This window comes from Nocardia terrae (assembly GCF_009760405.1).
In the GTDB taxonomy this organism is placed as follows: Bacteria; Actinomycetota; Actinomycetes; order Mycobacteriales; family Mycobacteriaceae; genus Nocardia; species Nocardia terrae.
On the sequence record NZ_WRPP01000012.1, the window covers coordinates 115539 to 136913 of the forward strand.

Below are 21375 nucleotides of genomic sequence, written 5' to 3' on the forward strand. Positions count from 1 at the left end.
AGGTCAGTTGCCGGGCGGGAACTGGCCCTTCGCCTGCACCTTGCCACCGGAGAGGGTGAAGGTGACGGTGCTGGGGCCACCGCTCGGGCAGCACAGCGCGTCATCGGGCTTGGCCCACTTGTACTGCACCGTGACGGTGTCGGCGGTCTTGCCGGTCACCGTGGTGTAGCCGTAGGGCTTGCTGGTGGCCGTACCCAGGTAGGAGCCATTGGCGAAGAACAACACGTGGATGTAGGGGTGAATGTTGCCCGATTCCACCGTCATCCAGGACAGCACGCCGTCACAGCCCGCCGAGATCGGATCATTGCTCGCCGACGGATTGCTCCAACCGCCGTTCGCGGTCGGCCCGAGGCTCTTGATCGCCTGGTTGGCCAGCGCGGAATTGAGGTCGAAGCACAACCCGTGCCCGCTGCCGTTCGGTGCGGGATTGGAGGTGGTCACCGGCGCCGCCGTGGGCTGCGGTGCGTCGCCTCCGGCGGTGGTGGTGACCGGTGCTGGCTGCGGCGAATTATCGCCGCCTCCTGGCGTATTCGAATCACTCGCCGAACCGCCGCCCTGGCCACCCGAGACCTGCGTGGTCGGCGGTATGGACTGGCCGCCCTGCGCCGGTGCGGTCGTCGCAACCGCGACCGTCGTGCTCGTCGATCCCGCCTGCGTGGACGAACCGCCCGAGCATCCGCTCGCGACCGCCACCACACCCGTGGCGAGCACGGCGAACAACACTGATCTGGCCTTCATCGAACCCCTCACATCCCTACCCCGACCCAACTTCCGTTCCGAACGGAAAGACAAACTGGTCATCGGGTCCAATCAATCCGGCGTTAACCGGACGAGGGTCAGCCGCGACCGGGTACCGGGAGCGCGCCGGGGCCCGGCTCGCGATAGACGTCGTGGAGTTCGACCGGGCTGTGGCAGGTCCGGCAGATGCGGTGGCTGTCGATCGATCCGCCACAGTCGTTGTGGCGCACCACAACCGGTGGCAAGTCAGCCATGATGTGCTTGTCGCCCCAGGTCATCAGCGCGTTCAGCACCGGCCAGAGTTCGGCGCCCTTGCTGGTCAGCAGGTATTCGAAACGCTCCGGACGCTCTTGATAGCGGTGCCGTTCCAGCACCCCGTGCTCGGTCAGTCGGCCCAGCCGGTCGCTGAGCACGGTGCGGGCGAGTCCGAGGGTGTGCTGGAAGTCGGCGAACCGGGTGACGCCCCGGCTGGCCTCCCGCAAGATCAGCAAAGTCCAACGGTCACCGACGATTTCGAGGGTCGCGGCGATCGAGCAGTGCTGGGAGTCGTAGGCCCGGGGGAGCATTTCCCAAGTGTAGCGTGAAGCTACTCACCCCTGGTATCGTCACGCTACCTAGTAGGTCCAATCACGATACCTACTAAGGGAGGTCGAAATGTCCCACGTACCAAACGATTCACCATCTCCCCGATTACGCCTGATACTGCTGCTGGTGTCGGCCGCGACGTTCATGGCCGGCCTGGACCTGTTCATCGTCAATGTGGCGTTCCCGAATCTGCGCCACGCCTTCCACACCGACGACGCATCGTTGTCCTGGGTGCTGAACGCCTACGCGATAGCCTTTGCGGCGCTGCCGATTCCACTCGGCAGGTTGGCCGACGCCTATGGCCGGCGCGCGGGCTTCGCGGCCGGACTGACGGTATTCGCGGCGGCCTCGATCGGCTGCGCGGTGGCGCCGTCACTGGGTTGGCTGATCGCCGCCCGGGTCGCGCAGGCCGTCGGAGCGGCGGCGCTGGTCCCCACCTCGCTGAGTCTGCTGCTCGGCGAATTTCCGCCTGCGCGTAGGCCTTCCGCAGTCGCCACCTGGGCGGCCAGCGGGGCGCTCGCCGCGGCCGCCGGGCCTCCGCTCGGCGGACTCCTGGTGCAGGCCGGGTGGCGCTGGGTGTTCCTGATCAATGCGCCCATCGCCGCGCTGGCGCTGGCCGGCGCCTTCTGGCTGGTGGCCGAATCACGCGCCGAGGGCCGGCCGCAGCTGCCCGACCTCCCGGGCGCGATGCTGCTCGTTCTGGGTATCGGGTTGCTCACCCTGGGAGTGGTCAAAGGCAACGACTGGTCGTGGGGCGCACCGGCGACCGTGGCCTGCCTGGTCGGCGGTCCGGTGGCCGTGGCGGCCTTCCTCGCCCGCTGCGCGCGGCATCGGCAACCGGTCGTCGAACCGCGCATGTTCAGCGACCGCGCCTTCTCGGCCGCGACCGCCGTGACGGTGTTGTTCTTCGCGGGCTTCGGCGCGATCGTATTGGGCAACATCCTGTTTCTCACCGACGCCTGGCACGGGTCGGTGCTGCAGGCCGGGCTCGAATTCGCGCCGGGGCCCGCGATGGCGGCGCTGGTTTCGTTCACCGTCAGCGCCAGACTGATCGCACGCTTCGGCCATCGCCCCCTTGCCGTCGCCGGAACCTTGGTCACCGCGCTCGGCAGCACGTTGCTGCTCGCGACCATGACCACCGATCCCGCCTACGTAACCCATTACCTGCCCGGCGGACTCATCATCGGTGCGGGCGTGGGGCTGACGCTGCCGACCCTGGCCGCCGCGATCTCGGCGCCGCTACCGCCGGACCAGCGCGCGGTGGGCAGCGGCATCTTCGCCATGGGCCGCCAGCTCGGCACCGTGCTCGGCGTCGCCGCTTTCATCGCCCTGCTGGGCCACTCGGAGATCGACCAGGGCATGTCCGGTTACGACCGCGGCTGGGCTTTCATCACCGTCACCGAATTGGCCGCCGCCATCGCGGGTTTCGGCATTCTCGGGCGATCCGTCCTGGTCCCGCAACATCAATAGTTCAGAGGAGAAACGACAATGGATTCCTTCACCGGACGCGAGCTGGAATACCTGCGCGCCCAGCACCTCGGTCGGCTCGCCACCGTCCGGCCGGACGGCACCGTGCAGAACAATCCGGTCGGCTTCGGGTTCAACGACAAGCTCGGAACCATCGATATCAGCGGCCACGACATGGCCGCCAGCCGGAAGTTCAAGAATGTCGCGGCAGGCTCGTCGGTCGCGTTCGTCGTCGACGATCTCGCCAGCGTGAACCCGTGGGCACCACGCTGTATCGAGATCCGCGGCGAGGCCGAGGCGCTCGTCGACCCCGAGGACTCCGCCGGCCAATGGAGCGGACCCATCATCCGCATCCACCCGCGCTGGATCCTCAGCTTCGGCGTCGACCCCGAGGCGCAGCGCCTGCGGCATTGACCCGCTAGCCCGACGTCGCTCGTTCCCGCGTTCCCGCGCGGAGGGCGAGCGCGCCGAGTGCCGAACCCACCATGCACAAACCAACCACCCACAGTCCGACCTTCTGGGTCCCGGTCCAGTCCTTCAGCCAGCCGGTCATATACGGCGCGGCGAAGCCGCTGATATTGCCGATCGAATTGATCAGTGCGATTCCGCCGGCGGCCGCGGCGCCGGAGAGGAACGTGCTGGGCAGGGCCCAGAAGGTCGGCAACGCTGCCAGCACTCCGACCCCGCAGACGGTGACGGCGACCATGGCGCTGAACGGGTTTCCCAGATACAGCGTCACCGGAATCGCCAGCCCGCCGGCCAACGCGGGCAGGGCCACATGCCACACGCGTTCCCCGGTGCGATCACCGTGGCGGGCCCACCACACCATGACCACCGCGCCGATCACATACGGCACCGCATTGATCAGGCCGCGCTGGATCACCGAATAGTGTGCGCCGTACTGCTGTTGGAACTCGTTGATGATGGTCGGCAGGAAGAACCCGAGCGCGTACAGGCCGTACACGATGCCGCCGTACACCAGGGCCAGCCCGAGAATGCGCGGATGCGTCAGCGCCTTCCGCACCGTCCAATGCTCCTCGGCCACGCGCTGCTGCTCCTCGGCCGCGAGTTCCGCCGCCAGCCATTGCCTTTCGGCCGGCCGCAGCCAGTTCGCCTGCTCCGGACGATCGGTGAGGTACCACCAGGTCACCGCCGCCAACATCAGCGACGGGATGCCCTCCACCAGGAACATGAACCGCCAGCCGCTGAGCCCGAAAACACCGTTCCCCCACTGCAACACCAGGCTCGACAGGGTGGCGCCCAGCGCCGTCGAGATCGGCACGGCCGTCATGAACAAGGCCACCATCCGCGCGCGCTGCCGCTGCGGGAACCAGTACGTCAGGTACAGCAGGATTCCCGGAAAGAACCCCGCCTCCGCGACGCCCAGCAGGAACCGCAGCACGATCAGCATCGTCCCGTTCGGCACGAACGCCATCGCCGACGCGATCACCGCCCACGTCACCAGAATCCGGGCAATCCACCGCCGCGCCCCGAACCGATGCAACGCCAGATTGCTCGGCACCTCGAGCACCAGATATCCCAGAAAGAAGATCCCCGAAGCAAACCCGAACGCCGTCTCACTCAACCCGAGATCAGCCTTCATCCCATTGGGCCCCGCAAACCCGATGTTCACCCGATCCAGATAGTTCACGAAGTACAGCAGGCCCAGAAACGGGACCAACCGAATGGTCACCTTGCGCAACGTCGCACGTGACAGGTCAACAGATTCCACCCGCGCATTCTGCTCCATGGACGCCAGGAGCAGCCTTCGGAAACGCATGCTTGTCTGAAATATGTTGTATCACAATGGATTTCGGGTTCCATAGCGATCATGCATGCGGTAGAATTAGCACATGGGTTCGAAGGGAGTGACACTCGACAGCAGCGGCATCACCGACCTGGTGACCGCGGTCCACTATCTGTGCGACACCGTCGCCCACGGGGACCTGACACCGTTCGCCGACGCTCAGGTTGTGGCGTTCATGCAGCAGCTCGAAACCTGCAAACGTCAACTCGCCGCGCTGGATCCGAAACTGATCCTGGAAGCCTCCGAACGGTGCCTGCCCGAAACCACCGGCGCGGGCAAGCTGATTCCGTTCCTGCGCCAGACCCTGGGACTGTCGGCTGCGGATGCGTCGGTGCGGGTGAAGCTCGCTCGTGAGTGCGGTCAGTTCCGTGGGTCGAACGGCCAGCTGGGTACACCGGCTCTGCCGGTTCTTGCTGAAGCTGCTGCGGCTGGGGATATCTCACGTGATCATGCCCGCAACATCGTCAAGATCATGACCCATCTGCCTGCCGACCTGCCCGCCGAAGAACGCGCGCAGACCGAGGAGTTGCTGGTGGAGAAGTCTTGTGCGGGTGTGCTTCCCGATGATCTGCCCAAGATCGGGCGCGAGATCATGGCCCGCGTCGATCCCGACGGGACGGTATTCAACGTCGCCGACCGCCAACGCAAGCGTGGCATCAAGGTCGGGCGTCCCGGCATCGACGGCATGACCTGGATCGAGGGCTACCTCACCCCGGAGCTGCGTGCCCTGTTGGATCCGTTCCTGGCCAAGTACGCACGCCCGGGCATGTGCAACCCCGACGACAACGAAAGCCCCAGCACCGCAAGCAATGCCGTCATCGACTCCACAGTGTTGGACGCGGCCGCGCGCCGGGATCGTCGTGACGCGGCCCAGCGCACCCACGATGCGTTCATCGCGATGCTGCAACCCGGGGTGGATATGAGCAAGCTCGGCAAGCATCGGGGGATGGCGGTGCAGACGGTGTTCGTCATGAACCTCGCCGATGTCGAACGCGGCACCGGCTACGCCACCACCGCCTCCGGAGTACAGGTGCCGATCGACTCCGCGTTGAAGATGGCCACCGGCACCCGCCCGGTCCTCGCCGTCCTCGACGAGCACGGGGTCCCGGTCTACCTGGCACGCGGCAAGCGCCTCGCCTCCGGCGGGCAACGTCTCGGGTTGATCGCACGGGATCGGGGTTGCACCCACCCGGGCTGCGATATGCCCGCGAGCATGTGCGCAGCCCACCACGTGATCGATTGGGCCAAGGGCGGACCCACCGACCTGAACAACCTCGCTCTCGTTTGCGATCACCACCACGCGATGGTCAACGACAGCGAAAACGGGTGGAAGACCGTGATGCTCAGCAAGAACTCCCCGTACCCGGGACGCGTCGGGTGGATTCCACCGAAATCGATCGACCCGACGCAGACTCCCCGCGTGAACGAGACACATCACATTGGGGAGGGGGTCGCCTCCGCGATCGAGGCGCGCTCCCGCGAATGGTCTTCTCGCGCGGCGTGAAACATGTGATTCAGACCCATGAGGCCAGGTAACTCGGGAGAAGACTTCCCGGAGTGAGTGAACTGACAACTGGATTGCTCGAAGGCGGGATGTACCGGAAGTGTGGTCGCCTCGCCTGCCCTACCGGACTTGGGCTGACGCCCAGCCGCCAGCCGTAACCACCGATCCCAGCCCACAGACTGCACGGATCACGTTCCAAGACAACACCACAAAGACCAAAACACCCGACACACGGCCCCGGTTCCCGACACGCCGAGGCCCTTTCATCGAGTGGCACATCCTGGAGAGGTTTTATCTGTTTCGTCCGGAAATATGTGCCACTCGATGAACCGGGGTGGCTGGAACGAGACAACTCGGACGTCTACACCGGGAGGCCAACACGGTTCGAGCCTGAAGGAGGCTGGAACCGAGCCGGGCCTCCCAACCCAGCCATCCCCTCTCCCTCGTCCAGGCGTCTTTTATCTTTTTCTTCTTTTATCTTTTCCTTCTTTTATCTCTTGCCTCTATCTATCTTTCTGCCTCTGGCACACGCACGAAAGAGGCCCCGATCCAACAGGATCGGGGCCTCCTCCGGGAATGAATCAGCCGCGCAGCACGGCTCCGACCGCGTCGGCCGCGCGGGCGACGGCCGCGTCGCGGGCGGCGCTGGCCTCGTCCTCGGTCAAGGTACGGTCGGTGGCGCGGAAGCGCAGGGCGTAGGTGAGGGACTTGCGGCCCTCACCGGCCTGGGCCCCCTCGTAGACATCGAAGAGCGAGATGTTCTCGAGGAGTTCGCCTGCACCCGCGCGGAGGGCGGACTCCACCGATGCCGCGGGCACCGCCTTGTCGACGCTCACGGACACGTCCTGCAGCACCGCGGGGAACGCGGAAACCACCGGGGTGGGCCGGACTTCGCGGACCGGGATCGCGTCCAGGTCGAGTTCGACCGCGCAGGTGCGCGGGGGCAGGCCCGAACGCTCCAGCACCGCCGGGTGCAGTTCGCCCGCGTGGCCGACGACCACGCCGTCCACGACGAGCTCGGCGCAGCGGCCCGGGTGCCACGGAAGGTACTGCGCGGCACGGCGTTCGATCACCACGCCGGAGGCGTCGGCGATCGCGTCCACGAGGGCGAAGGCGTCGCTCGCCTCGACCGCGCGGCCCGAGCCCCACGGACCACGGGGCTCGCGGCGGCCGGTGAGCACCGCGCCGATGTGAATCGGCTGCAGCGGCAACGACTTCAGCAGGACGGCGATCTCATCCTCTGTGGGGCGACGGTCGACCGGCAGCGGCTGCACCGCGGTGGTCTCGGCGGTCGGCAGGGTGACCTGGCCGATGCCGTAGATGGCGAGGTCGCGCTCACCGCGGGAGAGGTTGCGGGCGGCGATCTCCAGCAGGCCGGGCAGCAGGGTCGAGGAAAGCTCGGCCCGCTCGACGTCGAGCGGGTTGAGCACGCGCAGCGTCTTGCGGCGCGCGTCGTCGGCGTCCAGCCCCCAGGTGTCGAAGACGCCACCGGGCATGAAGACCGGCGCGGGCACCTCGACGCAGCCCTCGAAGGCCAGCGCCTTGCTCACCGCGCGGCGGCGGCGCTGCTCGGCGGTCAGGCCGCGGCCGGCGGGAGCGGTCGGCAGCACCGACGGGATCTTGTCCAAACCCTCCAGGCGCAGCACCTCCTCCACCAGATCGGCGGGCTGGACCAGGTCGGGCCGCCAGCTCGGCGGGGTGACGACCAGCTGACCGTGCCCGGCCTCACTGACGCCCACCTCGATCGAGCAGCCCACCTGCTGCAGGCGGCGGGTGGCCGCGCCGGGCGCGTAGTGCACGCCCGCGGTGCGGTCGGCCAGGTCGATGTCCATGGCGATCGGCTGCGGCTGCGGTGTGGGCACGCGAATGTCGGTCAGCACGGATTCGACCGTGCCACCGGCGATCTCGGCCAGCAGGGTGGCGGCGCGATCCAGCGCGATCACATTGATCTCGGGGTCAACGATGCGCTCGTAGCGGCGGCTCGCCTCCGAGGACAGCTTGTGCCGACGCGCGGTGCGCGCGATGGCGACCGGATTCCAAGTCGCCGCCTCCAGCAGCACATCGGTGGTGTCCGAGCCGACCTCGGTGCTCGCGCCACCCATGACACCCGCCAGCGACACCACGCCGGAATCGTCGGCGATGATCACGTCCTCGGAGTCGAGGGTGCGCTCGACCTCGTCGAGGGTGCGCAGGGTTTCGCCCTTGTGGGCGCGACGGGTCACCAGCCCGCCCGACACCTTCGCGGCATCCCAGGCGTGCAGCGGCTGACCGAGTTCGAGCATCACATAGTTGGTGACGTCCACGGCCGGGGAGATCGGGCGCACACCCGACAGCAGCAGCCGGCGCTGCAACCACCACGGGCTCACGGCCTTCGGGTCGATACCGGTCACGCGGCGGGCGGCGAACCGCGTGCACAGCGAATCCGGCTCGATCTTGATCGACCACGCCTCGGCCTCCGAGTCCGGCAGCAGGCGCTGCGCCGGATCGCCGTACTCCAGGTCGAAGCCACAGGCCAGCTCGCGCGCCAGGCCGCGAGCCGAGAAGGCGTAGCCGCGGTCGGGGGTAATGGCCAGCTCGATGACCGTATCGTCCAGGCCCAGCAGCTCATTGGCGTCCGCACCCGGCTCGGCGGTACCCGGCTCGAGCACCAGGATGCCGCTGTGGTCCTTGCCGATGCCCAGCTCGGCGACCGAGCAGATCATGCCATTGCTGGTGTGCCCGTAAGTCTTCCGCGACGCGATCTTGAAACCGCCGGGCAGCACGCCGCCCGGCAGCACCACGACGACCAGGTCGCCGACGGCGAAATTCCGCGCACCGCAGACGATCTCCTGCAGCTCGGGATTGCCGACGTCGACCTTGCAGAAGCGGATCGGCTTCTTGAACTCGGTCAGCTCGGTGATCTCGGCGACACGGCCGACCACCAGCGGGTGCTCGATGTCACCGGTCACCGGCTCGAGCGGATCGACTTCTTCGACTTCCAGGCCGACCCGGACGAACCCCGCGTCGAGTTCCTCGGCCGTCACCGACCACCCGGGGGTGGTCCGCTGCAGGATGTCCGTCAGCCAGGACTGCGCTACTCGCACTTGACGTTTCGCTTCCTCGTATCGGGGTCAGGTCAGGACTGGATGCCGAACGGCAGCGTGAAACGCACATCGCCCTCGACGATGTCGCGCATGTCCGGCAGGCCGTTGCGGAACTGCAGGGTCCGCTCCAGACCCATGCCGAACGCGAAACCGCTGTAAACCTCGGGATCGATGCCGCTGGCGATCAACACCTTCGGGTTCACCATGCCGCAGCCGCCCCACTCGACCCAGCCGGGGCCGCCCTTCTTGTCCTCGAACCACACGTCCACCTCGGCGGACGGCTCGGTGAAGGGGAAGAAGCTGGGCCGCATGCGGGTGGTGGTGTTCGGGCCGAACAGCGCCCGCGCGAACGCGTCCAGGGTGCCCTTGAGGTGCGCCATGGTCAGGCCCTTGTCGATGGCCAGACCCTCGACCTGCGAGAACACCGGGGTGTGGGTGGCGTCCAGCTCGTCGGTGCGGAAGGTCCGCCCCGGGCACACCACGTAGATCGGCAGCTCGCGAGACAGCATGGAGCGCACCTGAACCGGCGAGGTGTGCGTGCGCAGCACCTGCCGCGAGCCCTCGGGCGCGATGTGGAAGGTGTCCTGCATGGTGCGGGCCGGGTGGTCCGGCAGGAAGTTCAGGGCGTCGAAGTTGAAATGCTCGGTCTCGACCTCGGGACCCTCGGCGACCTCCCAGCCCATGGCCACGAACACGTCCGCGACGCGCTCGGACAGCACCTGGATCGGATGCCGCGCGCCCTCGGCGTGGCGGCGGGCGGGCAGGGTCACGTCGATGGTCTCGGCGACCAGGACCGCCGCGTCGCGCTCGGCGAGCAGTTCGGCCTGGCGGGTCTCGAACGCCTTCGACACGCGGCCGCGCGCGACGTTCACGCGCTTGCCGGCCTCGGCCTTCTCTTCCTTGGGCAGGGTGCCCAGCGAGCGCTGCGCCAGCGAGATCGGCGACTTGCCGCCCATGTACTCGGTCTTGGCGGTCGCCAGCTCGTCGAGGGTCGCGGCCGCGGCAAACGCCTTCTCAGCAGCTTCCGCGGCAGCAGCGAGCGACTCCTCGCTCAAGGCAGCGTTCTGCTCGGCACTGTTGTCATCGGCCACGATGGTTCGTCACTCCCCAGGCTGGTTACGGGTCGGGATTGCTTCCCTATTCTTGCTGGTGGCATCGTAATCCTTGTAATCAGCCCACCTCACCTGGATTTTCCCAGCTCGGGCGCACCCTCTCGGCGTGGTTACCGCTCAGCGGGTGTACGAATGAATTCGTGAAGTCCCGGCCCCTGACCCTCATCGACGACACCGACCGCCTCATCGAGTACTCGGCGGCCATGGACCGCATGCAGGAGCTGTGGGAGGAACGCGTCGCCGACCAACGGCCCGACACCCTGTGGCTGCTGACCCATGAACCCATCTTCACCATCGGCCGCCGCACCCCCGAAGCCCACCTGCCCGCGCCGGACACCGACATCCCCGTCTTCACCACGACCCGCGGCGGCCAGCTCACCTACCACGGCCCCGGCCAACTCGTCGGCTACCTGATCGTCCGCCTGCAACCCGGCGAGGGCGTCGTCGACCTGATCCGCGACGTCGAACACCGAATCGTCAAGGCCCTGGCCGATTTCGGCATCCCCGCCGAACGCCGCGACACCCCACCCGGCTCCGAGCTCCTCACCGGCGTCTGGACCCGCGACACCGGCCGCAAGATCACCTCCATCGGCATGCGCGTCGGCCGCAACGTCTCCACCCACGGCTTCGCCCTCAACGTCACCGGCGACCTGAGCCCCTGGAAGATGGCAATCGCCTGCGGCCTCCCCGACGTCGACATGACCAGTCTCGAACGCGAACTCGGCGACCGACCGGCACCGACGATGCCCGAAGCGGTCGCGACCGTCGCCGCCGCGTTCGAAGCGACCCCTACTCCGGTGCCCGGTCGCTGATCGGCACGCGGCCGTCGATGTAGATCCTGCTCCCGCACCAATCCCACAGGGATCCGAAGAACACCGCGACGAATCCGAACGTCACCGTCACGGAAACAAAGGTCTGACAGAAGAATCGGCCGAAACTCTGTCGGGCAGTGGACATATCGCGCGTCGCCCCCATGCGCGCCGCGCCCCTTCCGGATCGATCCGGAAGGGGCGCGGCGTGATTGTGCGGTCATCACTCTCGCACGGCGGTGGTGGCGGGCGCTCGCCGAACGGCCGCTGCGGCGAAGGGGGCGGTGCGCAGCGCGGCGAACAGGGCTACGGCGATGTAGACCAGCTGTTCGGGAATCCGGAACCACAACGGTGTGGCCGGGTCGCCGTGGAAGGAGATGTGAGCCTGTGCCGCATGGATGTTCGCCGGGAGCAGCAGGACGAACATCAGGGCCAGGGACAAGCCCGCGAGACGGCGGGTGGGCGGGGTGAGGATCAGGCCGAGAGCGCCCAGGTATTCGAGGACACCGGTCGCGTAGACGGTGAAGTCGGGGAACGGGACGAAGGACGGGACCATGGCGACCATGTCGCTGTGATTGGGGATGGCGGTGACCCAGTCGGGGGCGAAATGGGCCGCACCGGTGTTCACCAGCATGAAGGCCAGACCGTGGGCGGCTGACACTCGCCAGGTGGCGAAGCGGGCGACGCCCAGGGCACCGAGGGCGCGGAGGAGCACGGTGGGAATCGTCAGGAGCAGCAGGGTCGTGAACATGATGCGGTCCCGTCGTGTCGATCCGGGTCAGTGGGCGGAAATGGTTGCACCGGTGGTGGATTCGGCGACGTCCTTGCGGCTGGGGAGCAGCAGGGAGACCACCGCGCCGACCGCGACGATGACCGCGCCGACCTTGATGGCGGGGATCAGGCCGTCGACGTAGTGCTGCGGGCTGATGTAGGAGCCGTGGGAGGCGAAGACCGAGGCCAGAATCGCCACGCCCATCGCGACACCGACCTCGCGGATGGTGTTGTTGGTGCCGGATGCCATGCCCTGATCGGCCGGGGCCGCACTGGCCATGATGGCGGTGGCGATGGGCGCGAAGGTCAGGCCCATGCCGACGCCTGCGAGCACGAACGGCGGCACGAAGGAGCCGTAGGAGAGATCGACAGTCGCGATCAAGGCCATCCACAGCAGCGCCGCCGACAGGAACACCTGCCCGATCCCGATCAGCAGCCGCACACCCACCCGATCGACGATCAGCCCGGCCAGCGGCGCCACGACCATCGGGGCCATGGTCCAGGGCAGCGTGCGGATACCCGACGCGAGCGGCGAATAACCCTGCACCACCTGGAAGTACTGGGCCAGCAGGAAGATCGCCCCGAATACGCCGACCGAGAAGGTGAACTGCACGATGTTCACCGCGCTGAAGCCCCGCGAACGGAACAGCCGCAGCGGCAGCATGGGCGCGGCGGAGCGGTTCTCCCACAACACGAATCCGATCAGCAGTGCCGCGCCGCCGATCAGTCCGGTCAACACCTTGGCCGAGGTCCAGCCGTCGCCCGCGCCATGGATCACGCCCCACACGACCGCGAGCACGCCACCCGCGGACAGCACCACGCCCGCCGGATCCAGTTTCACTGTGCTACCGAAGGATTCGTTCAGCACGCGAGCGGCGAACGGCACAGCGATGATGCCGATCGGCACGTTCAGCCAGAAGATCCACTGCCAGCTGAGCCCGTCGACCACCGCGCCGCCGACCACGGGCCCGAGCGCCACACCGAGTCCGGTGACGCCGCCCCAGATTCCGATGGCCGCGCTGCGCATCTTCTCCGGCACCGCCGCCGTCAACAGCGTCAGTGACAGCGGCACGATCGCCGCGCCGCCGAAGCCCTGTGCGGCGCGTGCCGCGATCAGCATCCACGGTTCGGTGGCCAGGGCGCAGGCGGCCGAGCCGAGGGTGAACAGCGTGATGCCGAACAGGAACACCCGCCGCCGCCCCAGCCGGTCGCCGACGGCGGCGGCCGTGAGCAGCATCGACGCGAAGGACAGCGTGTAGGCGTTGACGAACCATTGCAGATCCGATAGCGACGCGTGCAGTTCGGTGCGGATGACCGGCAGCGCCATGGTCACCACGAGGTTGTCGAGGGTGGCCATGAACATCGGGATGCTGACAGCCGCGAGGATCGCCGCGAGCGGTCGCTGCTTGACAGCGTTCACGACCTTGGTTGCGGCGTTGGAGGTTTCGAGTGTTTCAGTCATGACCAATCCTTGTTGTAATCGACTGATAACTAGAGAGTATGCATCGACTGATAACATGTCAATGGGGCCTAGGATTCCCCCGAGACCCGAACGACCGAGGAGGCTCGACAGCCATGACCAGGACCCGGATGACGGCGACCGAACGCAGCGCGGAAGTCCTCGCCGCGGCGACCTCGGCATTCGCCGAATCCGGTTACGCCGCAACGAAAACCGATGACATCGCGCGGCGGGCCGGAGTCTCGCAGCCGTATGTGATCCGTTTGTTCGGCACCAAGCAGCAGCTGTTCCTGGCCGTGCTGGACCAGGTCTGCGAGCGCATCGAGGAGATCTTCCGCGCCGGAGCCACCATGGCCGAACCCGATGCCTCCCCCAAGGACCGCCTCGACGCGCTCGGCCAGCACTTCGGCGAGCACTTCCTCACCGACCACGATCTGCCCCGGGTCTTCCTGCAGGGCATCGCGGCGGCGAGCGAACCGGCCATCGGCGCGAACATCCGCGAGCACTACGGGCAGCTCTACGACCTCGCCAAGGAACTCACCGGCGCGACGATCTACGAGGTCCGCCGCTTCTTCGCCACCGGCATGCTGCTCATCGACCTGACCGCGATGGGGTTCACCGACGTCACCGCCGATTGCCCGCCGTGGGCCGCCGAGATCCTCACCAACCTCAGCGAGGAAGGCATCTGATCAGGCCCGGACAGGTTCTTCGGGTTCGGCGTCGGCCTCGATGATGTCCTCGGTCGGCTCCGGCAGCCGGCGCGCCAGCACCTCGCCCCGGAAGAACGGCGGCATCCGGCGCGCCAGCGTCAGATAGATCGGGATGCCGATCAGCAGCGTGCCCACACCGAGCACGAACACCGCGCTGAACCACGAGGTCGCCGCCGTCCAGCCCGCCGCGAACAGCAGCGCCAGGCCACCCAGCGTCGGCAGGATGCCCTTGACCACGAGAGTCCTTGGGCTACCGGCGAATTCGTGCCGGTACAGCCACGCGCAGCTGAGCCCGGTGAGGCCGTAGTACAGGCCGATGGAGATGCCGATGGCCGTCACCGCCTCGGCGATGAGCCGCCCGCCCGAGGCGAAGTTCAGGCCCACGTACAGCGCCACCGACACCCCGCCGAACACCCAGGTCGAGAACACCGGCGTGCGGAAGCGCGGTTCGATGCGCCCGAACGCGGCGGGCAGCGCGTGATGCAGCGCCATCGAATACGTGGTGCGCGCGGTCGGCAGGATGGTGGTCTGCGTCGATGCCGCCGCCGAGGTCAGCACCATGCCGAACAGCAGGTACACCGCGACGGTCCCGATCGCGCTGTCGCCGAACACGGCCCGCCCGAGCGCGCCCAGCACATCGTCGACGTGATCCGGATTCGCCAGCCCCAGCCCGTCCTTGCCGACTCCCGCGAACGCCTGCGCGGCCACGGTCACCAGCAGATACAGCGCCACCAGCGTGATGGTCGAGAGCACCGCGGACCGGCCCGGCGTATGCCGCGGGTCCACGGTCTCCTGGTTCACCGAGACCGCCGAGTCCCAGCCCCAGTAGATGAACACCATCAGCAGCAGCGCGGTCACGAAGTCCGAGAACGACCCGATCGCGAAGGGGTTGAACCACTCCCAGCTCGGCAGGCTCGCCCCGTCGGGTCCGTTCCCGAGCACCACCCGCCCGAGCGCGACCGCCGAGAACACCACGAGCATGCCGAATTCCACGCTCAGCAGTGCCGACTGCAGTCGCGCCGACACGTCGATCCCCCGCACCGCGACCACGGTCATTACGACGAGATAGGCAATCCCCAGCAACAGCACCCAGATGCTGGTCCCATCCGACCCGATCCCGTGCGCCCCGAACAGGTGAAAGGTGTACTGCGAGCTGATCTGCGCCAGGCTCGCCATCACCAGCAGATCCGACACCACGATGGCCCACCCCGCCATCCACCCGGTGAACGGCCCGAACGCGCGCGTCGCCCACACGAACGTGGTCCCCGGATCCGGTTCCACCTCATTGAGATCCCGGTACCCGATCGCGACCAACAGCATCGGCACGAACGCCAGCACCACGATGATCGGCGACTGCGCCCCGACCGCCACGACCACCAGGCCGAGCGTCGCGGTAATGCTGTAGGCCGGACCGGCCGACGCCACCCCGATCACCACGCTGGAGATCAGGGAAAGCGCACCGGATCGCAGAGTGCTGGGCGATGTCACGTCATGTAAGACTACGGGCAAATCAACAGCACACCGAATCGGCCGCAGCGGACCCGACCGCCCGGCCGATCAGCGGCGCGGTGACTATTTCCCGTGCTGGACGCGGGAGCTCGCGTAGAGGCAGATCGCGGCGGCGGCAGCGAGATTCAGGCTCTCGGCGCGGCCGTGGATGGGGATGCGGACGCGGTGGGTGGCGCGGGCGGCGATGGCCTTGTCCAGGCCGTGGGCCTCGTTGCCGAACAGCCAGGCGACCGGGCCGCGCAGGATGTCGTCGGCGTCGTCGAGGTCGACCTCGCCCTTGGCGGTGGTGGCGAGGATCGCGATGCCCGCCGCCTCCAGGGCGTCCAGGGTCGCGTCGATGTCGCGGGAGCGGGCCACCGGAACGTGGAAAAGGCTTCCGGCACAGGCGCGTACGCATTTGCCGTTGTGCGGGTCCACCGAATCACCGGCAAGTACGACACCGTCGGCGCCGACCGCGTCGGCCACCCGGATGAGGGTGCCCGCGTTGCCGGGGTCGGCGATCTCGACCGGCACGGCCAGCATGCGCGGCCCGGCATCGAGAACCTCGCGCAGCGGCACGTCCACGTGCCGGCAGACCGCGATCAGACCCGGCGGAGTCACGGTCTCCCCCAGCATCTCCGCGGCCCGGTCGCTGACCAGCGTCGTGCGCACGCCGCGGGCGGCGGCACCGGCCACCAGCGCGTGCTCGCGTTCGGCGGCCTTGGACGAGAAGAACAGCTCCTCGACGCGATCCGTATCCAGCGCGGCCTCAACCGAATTCGCGCCCTCGGCCAGGAACAGGCCGGTCTTGCGCCGCACCGGGCTGCGGTGCAGCTTGACCGCCGACACGATGCGGGAATTACGCCAGTCGATGGCGTCAGCGCTCATGACCACCTGCTCCTCGTAGACGCGGAACGACCCGCGAGTTGTGCTCGGGGAGCACGGTCGCGGGTCGTTTCGAGTATTGCTGTGTCACGCAGGCCGAATCAGGCGGCCGGGGCGTTGACGTCGGCCGGCAGGGCAGCCTTGGCGGCGGCGACCAGCTGGGCGAAGGCCTCGGCGTCGGAGACGGCGATCTCGGCCAGGATCTTGCGGTCCACCTCGATGCCGGCGGCCTTGAGGCCCTGCATGAAGCGGTTGTAGGTCATGTCGTTCAGACGCGCGGCGGCGTTGATACGAGTGATCCACAGCTGACGGAAGTCACCCTTCCGCGCCCGGCGGTCCCGGTAGGCGTAGGTGAGCGAGTGCAGCTGCTGTTCCTTGGCCTTGCGGTACAGGCGCGACCGCTGACCGCGGTAGCCCTTGGAGGCCTCGAGAACGGAACGGCGCTTCTTCTGAGCGTTGACGGCCCTTTTGACGCGTGCCACTTGTCAGTCCTTGTTTCGTAAGGGGCGCTGGGTTTCTCGCGGAGACCCGATGTCGTGCGCCCGAGGTAGTCGGTTTATGCGTTCCGCGAACGGATCGCTAGCGGCTGGCTCCGCCGTAATCCTGGCTGGGCCCGAATTACTTGGCGAGCAGCTTCTTGACGCGAGCGACGTCCGCCTTCGCGACGACCTCCACGCCGTCCAGACGACGAGTCCGGGTGGTCGGCTTGTGCTCGAGCAGGTGGCGACGGTTCGCCTGCTGACGCAGCAGCTTGCCGCTGCCCGACACCTTGAATCGCTTCGAGGCGCCGCTGTGGCTCTTCATCTTCGGCATGGATTCCTCATATCTGTCGTGCCGAGGGCGCGCGAATACCGCACGCCTTCGGAGCTTCTCGTTATTACTGCTGCGGGGTGGCCGCTTCGGCAGCCGGGGCTGCCGTCTCGGCCGGGGCGGCTTCGGCAGCCGGAGCAGCGGGCGCACTGCTGCGCTGCTGCTGCGAGCTGGCGTCGTTCTGCGCCTTCACCCGCGTCTTCGCGCCCTTGTGCGGCGCGAGGACCATGGTCATGTTCCGGCCGTCCTGCTTGGCCGAAGTTTCGACGAAACCGAGGTCGGCGACATCGGCGGCCAGTCGCTGCAGGAGCCGGAAGCCGAGTTCCGGACGCGACTGCTCGCGACCGCGGAACATGATGGTGACCTTGACCTTCGACCCGGCCTCGAGGAAGCGCATCACATGGCCGCGCTTGGTCGCGTAGTCGTGGTCGTCGATCTTCGGCCGGAGCTTCTGCTCCTTGATCACGGTCTGGACCTGGTTCTTCCGGGACTCACGCGCCTTCTGCGCGGTCTCGTACTTGAACTTGCCGTAGTCCATGATCTTGCACACCGGCGGGCGTGCATCCGGGGCGACCTCGACCAGGTCGAGGTCAGCTTCCTGAGCGACGCGTAGTGCATCTTCAACACGCACGATCCCAACCTGCTCGCCACCCGGTCCGATGAGTCGGACCTCGGGAACGCGGATGCGATCGTTGATGCGGGTCTCAGTGCTGATGGGGCCTCCTAGGTCAAGCGGTTCGTCAACGACCGCAAGCAATAACTGCAACCCCAATTTCAACACGAAAGCCCCGTGCTGGTATTTCACCACCACGGGGCCCGAGTCGACCGATCTTCGACGCGAACATGTCGCATCGCACCGCACGCAGGAAAAACCCACGCGCAGAACCCATCAAGCAAATGATGGGCGACCGGACCGTCGAACCTCGCTGCGAGAGCGGATTGACGGTGGGAGTCGGGCTCCACTTGATGCCCCGAGTCGATTGCATGAATCAGTCCGGGACGGTCGTCGCGGAAGACTCTACCACTGATAGCCGTGAGCTCCGAATCGCCCGCCCCCGCGGACCAGCGCCGACCCGCCCGATGCCATGCTCTACCCCATGAGCGAGTCAACCATGAACGACGACGCGACCCTATCGGAGTCCGCCCTCATCGACGGTGAGGTCGTCCGCGAACTGGCCGACATCCCCGCGGTCGAGGTCATCAGCCGCGCCGCCGTCATGCTGATGAGCTCCGCCGCCGAGAAGCTCGGCCTCGGCGAAGCCGACCCGTCGGCCAGCCCCCACCTCGACCTCGACGAGGCCCGCCGCGTCATCACCGCCCTCGCCGGGCTCGTCACCGCCTCCGTCGAATATCTCGGCCCCCACGCCGGGCCCATCCGCGAGGGTCTGCAATCCCTCCAGCGAGCCTTCCGCGAATCCTCGGAATACCCCGACGCCCCCGGCGCGGGCCCGGGCGAGAAGTACACCGGCCCGGTCTACTGATCCGCCGCCTCCGCGAAACTCCGGCCCGGAGCGACCCGAACACGGTTCGCCCCGGGCCGTTTTCGTGGACGCCCGAGCGGCACCGGCGTTCCCGGGCATGGCGGCCGAGTGGAATTCCGGCGATCCTCGCTCAGGCGGGCGGCGCGATCCCGGCCAGCAAGGTCGCGACGATGGCATCCACATCGACGGCGTCCACGTCGACCGCCACGCTCGACCCGCCGGGCGGCGATGTGGCACCGGGCAGCATGGCGGTGAGGACGACGTCGTGGCAGATGCCGACGAGCACGGCGGTCGCGGCGGCGGTGTCGGCGGCGGGGGCCAGGCGGCCCAGGTCGCGTTCGGCGCGCAGGTAGGCGGCCAGCAGTTCACGCCAATCGTCGTCGCGGGCCCGGGATTCGGCGAAGCGAGTCAATACGGCAGGTGTGGCCAGCAGACCGGCGAAGACCGGGAGCACGGCGCGGTGCAGGGTCAGACCGGCGCGCAGGTATACAGCCAGGTTCTGACGGACCGTCGCCGTGCCGGGCGCCGGGAGCGTCCCCAGATCCGCGTGTGCGGCGGCGACGTGCGCGCCGACGGCGGCGGCCAGCAGTTCGTCCTTGTCAGAGAAGTGGTTGTAGAGAACGCCATCGGCCACTCCCGCCGCGCGGGCGATGGCGCGGACGGTGAGACCGGCCGCACCCTGCTCGGCGAGGAGGCGCTGGGCGGTGGCGACGAGATGGTCGCGCAGACCGTCGTCGGAACCCCGCAACGCCGCCGCCTTTCGTGGAGACATGGTGGTTACGGTAGCGGGGTGGTGGCGGTGACCAGCCAGGCCGCTACGCGCAGACGGACGCCCGCGGGGGTGGCGTAGGTGGTCAGGGTTTCGGAGACGGCCTGGCGGACTTTGCCGTCGGTGGCGAAGCCGGCCAGCGTGCGGTGGTAGTGGACCGGGCCCCAGCCCATGATGAACTCGGTGGCGTCGGGGATGTCTCGGCCCCAGATGCCTTCGGCCTCACGGTATTCGGCGTCGATGTCGGTGAAACCGGCTGCGGACAGCAGGGATCGGATGCGGTCGGGGTCGGAGAAGGGGCCCTGGGCGGGGCTGACGACGAAGTTGTCGAGATGGGCTGCGGCGGCGCCGAATACCGCGCCGAGGTCGGTGCCGGGCATGGGCGGCATGGCGACGAAGGCGAGGCGTCCGCCTGGGCGCAGGGCCCGGGCGATATTGGCGAAGGCGACGGTGGGGTCGGCGAAGAACATGATGCCGAAGCGGCTGAGGGCGGCGTCGAACGCGCCGGCGGGGAACGGGTGGATCTGGGCGTCGCCCTGTTCGAAGGACACGTTCGGGACGGCTTCGGTAGCGGCGAGTTCGCGGGCGCGGGCGAGCATCGGACCCGAGAGGTCGATGCCCGTCGCGGAACCGCCGGACGCCCGACGGGCCGCCGCGCGCGTCAATTGGCCATTGCCGCAACCGATGTCGAGTACGCGGTCCCCCTCGGCGACGCCGGCCGCGGTCAGCAGAGGCTGGTTGAAGCCATGGTTCACCGCGTCGTATCGGTCGTAGTTGCCCGCCCAGTGCTCGCCCTCGTAGCCGTTCCAGGCCTCGGACTGAGCGGTATTCACGATTTCGGTCATGATCGACTCCTAATATGAACAGTAGTTCATGAACGTGTGTTCATAATGCGCCGCACTCCCCTATCGGGTCAAGACCCCCTAGGACACACGGGTTTTGAGTGTCGGCGCGATGTGCGATGCTTCCGAACATGGCACGGATACTGCTGGTCCCCGGGTTTTGGCTGGGGGCATGGGCGTGGGACGAAGTGGCCGAACAGCTTCGATCGTTCGGGGACGAGGTGACGGCGCTGACGCTGCCGGGATTGGATCCCGACGATCCGGATCGGCTGTCGGCAACCCTCGAGACCCAGGCGCGGGCGATCGTCGACGCGGCCGGGGAGTCGGCGGTCCTGGTCGCTCATTCGGGCGGCGGCGCGGCCGCGTACATGGCGACCGGCCTGGCGCCCGAGCGCTTTTCGCGGGTCGTCTACGCCGACAGCGCCCCCATCCCGGAGGGACACACCCTGATTCCGGCACTCGGCGATGTGCCGGATTTCCCGTTGCCGCAGACCTGGAAAGAGGTCGAGGACATGGGCAACAGCCTGGCCGGGCTGGACGAGCCGACGCTGGCCCGCTTCCGCGAGCGGGCGGTCTCCGTCCCGGCCGGGGTAGCGGGACGTCCGGTCACGCTGAGCGATTCGGCTGCGCGACTGAAGGTTCCGACCACGGTGATCTGCTGCAGCTACCCCTCGGAACTGGTCCAGCGGTTGCGCGATGCCGGGGAGGTGCCGATCTTCCGGGAGCTGCGCGATCTCGACGCCGAGTACCTGGACCTACCGACCGGCCACTGGCCGATGTGGTCGAAGCCGGCCGAACTGGCGGAGCTGATTCATGAGGCCGCCGGTCGTTGAACTTTCAGCGACTTTTTGGCAAATAGTCAGCGACGGAACAGCATCCAGATAAGCAGTCGCTCAGCTTGCTACGAGCTCGGGCAACCTGTTAACAGTCGCTGCCACGTGCGCCATTTCAGGGTTGCAGGCTAATCGCTTGCGCGGCCGAATGATCAAAATTCTTGGCGACACGATTGCGGTGCTGGTTGGATGCCGGAGTATCGCCCTTGTCCGACGCGGACG

At 67.6% G+C, this 21375-nt stretch carries 21 protein-coding genes; 7 read left to right on the forward strand and 14 right to left on the reverse strand.

The window, feature by feature from the left end:
* Positions 1 to 3: 3 nt before the first annotated feature.
* Both GPX89_RS38825 and GPX89_RS38830 read right to left on the reverse strand, forming a co-directional pair.
* Complete coding sequence (locus GPX89_RS38825; RefSeq protein ID WP_157392751.1) at positions 4 to 738, reverse strand: LppP/LprE family lipoprotein; 735 nt, start codon at positions 736 to 738, stop codon at positions 4 to 6.
* Between the two features lie 98 nt (positions 739 to 836).
* Complete coding sequence (locus GPX89_RS38830) at positions 837 to 1304, reverse strand: winged helix-turn-helix transcriptional regulator (protein ID WP_157392752.1); 468 nt, start codon at positions 1302 to 1304, stop codon at positions 837 to 839.
* Between the two features lie 88 nt (positions 1305 to 1392).
* Here GPX89_RS38830 and GPX89_RS38835 point away from each other — a divergent pair, with 88 nt between their 5' ends.
* Both GPX89_RS38835 and GPX89_RS38840 read left to right on the forward strand, forming a co-directional pair.
* The gene (locus tag GPX89_RS38835) at positions 1393 to 2793 is read left to right on the forward strand and encodes an MFS transporter (protein WP_157392753.1); all 1401 of its coding nucleotides are present in this window, start codon (positions 1393 to 1395) and stop codon (positions 2791 to 2793) included.
* Between the two features lie 18 nt (positions 2794 to 2811).
* The gene (locus tag GPX89_RS38840) at positions 2812 to 3204 is read left to right on the forward strand and encodes a PPOX class F420-dependent oxidoreductase (RefSeq protein ID WP_157392754.1); all 393 of its coding nucleotides are present in this window, start codon (positions 2812 to 2814) and stop codon (positions 3202 to 3204) included.
* Positions 3205 to 3208: 4 nt separating this feature from the next.
* On the opposite strand, the gene GPX89_RS38845 is transcribed toward GPX89_RS38840, so the two are convergent.
* Positions 3209 to 4522 carry an MFS transporter gene (locus tag GPX89_RS38845; RefSeq protein ID WP_328602807.1) on the reverse strand — a complete coding sequence of 438 codons (1314 nt, stop codon included), beginning with the start codon at positions 4520 to 4522 and terminating at the stop codon, positions 3209 to 3211.
* A gap of 121 nt (positions 4523 to 4643) precedes the next feature.
* Here GPX89_RS38845 and GPX89_RS38850 point away from each other — a divergent pair, with 121 nt between their 5' ends.
* Positions 4644 to 6101, forward strand: a complete 1458-nt coding sequence (locus GPX89_RS38850) for an HNH endonuclease signature motif containing protein (protein WP_157392755.1) — start codon at positions 4644 to 4646, stop codon at positions 6099 to 6101.
* A gap of 581 nt (positions 6102 to 6682) precedes the next feature.
* On the opposite strand, the gene pheT is transcribed toward GPX89_RS38850, so the two are convergent.
* Positions 6683 to 9184 (reverse strand): phenylalanine--tRNA ligase subunit beta, encoded by a 2502-nt coding sequence (pheT, locus tag GPX89_RS38855; RefSeq protein ID WP_328602808.1) that lies wholly within the window; start codon positions 9182 to 9184, stop codon positions 6683 to 6685.
* 32 nt (positions 9185 to 9216) lie between these two features.
* The gene (pheS, locus tag GPX89_RS38860; protein WP_328602809.1) at positions 9217 to 10275 is read right to left on the reverse strand and encodes a phenylalanine--tRNA ligase subunit alpha; all 1059 of its coding nucleotides are present in this window, start codon (positions 10273 to 10275) and stop codon (positions 9217 to 9219) included.
* Positions 10276 to 10436: 161 nt separating this feature from the next.
* On the opposite strand from pheS, the gene lipB reads away from it, so the two are divergent.
* Positions 10437 to 11108, forward strand: a complete 672-nt coding sequence (gene lipB, locus GPX89_RS38865; protein ID WP_328602810.1) for a lipoyl(octanoyl) transferase LipB — start codon at positions 10437 to 10439, stop codon at positions 11106 to 11108.
* Positions 11109 to 11328: 220 nt separating this feature from the next.
* Here lipB and GPX89_RS38870 read toward each other — a convergent pair whose 3' ends face one another.
* Positions 11329 to 11856, reverse strand: coding sequence for a DoxX family protein (locus GPX89_RS38870; protein WP_157392756.1), 528 nt, complete (start codon positions 11854 to 11856; stop codon positions 11329 to 11331).
* Between the two features lie 27 nt (positions 11857 to 11883).
* Positions 11884 to 13338, reverse strand: a complete 1455-nt coding sequence (locus tag GPX89_RS38875; RefSeq protein WP_157392757.1) for an MFS transporter — start codon at positions 13336 to 13338, stop codon at positions 11884 to 11886.
* Positions 13339 to 13451: 113 nt separating this feature from the next.
* On the opposite strand from GPX89_RS38875, the gene GPX89_RS38880 reads away from it, so the two are divergent.
* Positions 13452 to 14024 (forward strand): TetR/AcrR family transcriptional regulator, encoded by a 573-nt coding sequence (locus GPX89_RS38880; protein ID WP_235949087.1) that lies wholly within the window; start codon positions 13452 to 13454, stop codon positions 14022 to 14024.
* On the opposite strand, the gene GPX89_RS38885 is transcribed toward GPX89_RS38880, so the two are convergent.
* From GPX89_RS38885 to infC, 5 genes are all read right to left on the reverse strand, one after another.
* Positions 14025 to 15533 (reverse strand): APC family permease, encoded by a 1509-nt coding sequence (locus GPX89_RS38885; protein WP_328602811.1) that lies wholly within the window; start codon positions 15531 to 15533, stop codon positions 14025 to 14027.
* Positions 15534 to 15617: 84 nt separating this feature from the next.
* Complete coding sequence (locus GPX89_RS38890; protein WP_157392758.1) at positions 15618 to 16421, reverse strand: TrmH family RNA methyltransferase; 804 nt, start codon at positions 16419 to 16421, stop codon at positions 15618 to 15620.
* Positions 16422 to 16519: 98 nt separating this feature from the next.
* Positions 16520 to 16900 carry a 50S ribosomal protein L20 gene (rplT, locus tag GPX89_RS38895; RefSeq protein WP_328602812.1) on the reverse strand — a complete coding sequence of 127 codons (381 nt, stop codon included), beginning with the start codon at positions 16898 to 16900 and terminating at the stop codon, positions 16520 to 16522.
* Between the two features lie 136 nt (positions 16901 to 17036).
* Positions 17037 to 17231, reverse strand: coding sequence for a 50S ribosomal protein L35 (gene rpmI, locus GPX89_RS38900; RefSeq protein ID WP_033090982.1), 195 nt, complete (start codon positions 17229 to 17231; stop codon positions 17037 to 17039).
* 64 nt (positions 17232 to 17295) lie between these two features.
* Positions 17296 to 17994 (reverse strand): translation initiation factor IF-3, encoded by a 699-nt coding sequence (gene infC / locus GPX89_RS38905; protein WP_157392886.1) that lies wholly within the window; start codon positions 17992 to 17994, stop codon positions 17296 to 17298.
* A gap of 346 nt (positions 17995 to 18340) precedes the next feature.
* On the opposite strand from infC, the gene GPX89_RS38910 reads away from it, so the two are divergent.
* Positions 18341 to 18709: a DUF1844 domain-containing protein gene (locus GPX89_RS38910; protein WP_157392887.1), complete on the forward strand. Its 369-nt coding sequence runs from the start codon at positions 18341 to 18343 to the stop codon at positions 18707 to 18709.
* A 130-nt stretch (positions 18710 to 18839) separates the two neighbouring features.
* Here GPX89_RS38910 and GPX89_RS38915 read toward each other — a convergent pair whose 3' ends face one another.
* Both GPX89_RS38915 and GPX89_RS38920 read right to left on the reverse strand, forming a co-directional pair.
* Positions 18840 to 19481 (reverse strand): TetR/AcrR family transcriptional regulator, encoded by a 642-nt coding sequence (locus GPX89_RS38915; RefSeq protein WP_157392759.1) that lies wholly within the window; start codon positions 19479 to 19481, stop codon positions 18840 to 18842.
* Between the two features lie 5 nt (positions 19482 to 19486).
* Positions 19487 to 20323, reverse strand: coding sequence for a class I SAM-dependent methyltransferase (locus GPX89_RS38920; RefSeq protein ID WP_157392760.1), 837 nt, complete (start codon positions 20321 to 20323; stop codon positions 19487 to 19489).
* Positions 20324 to 20451: 128 nt separating this feature from the next.
* Between GPX89_RS38920 and GPX89_RS38925 the strand changes: the two genes are divergently transcribed.
* Complete coding sequence (locus GPX89_RS38925) at positions 20452 to 21153, forward strand: alpha/beta fold hydrolase (RefSeq protein ID WP_157392761.1); 702 nt, start codon at positions 20452 to 20454, stop codon at positions 21151 to 21153.
* Positions 21154 to 21375 lie beyond the last annotated feature (222 nt).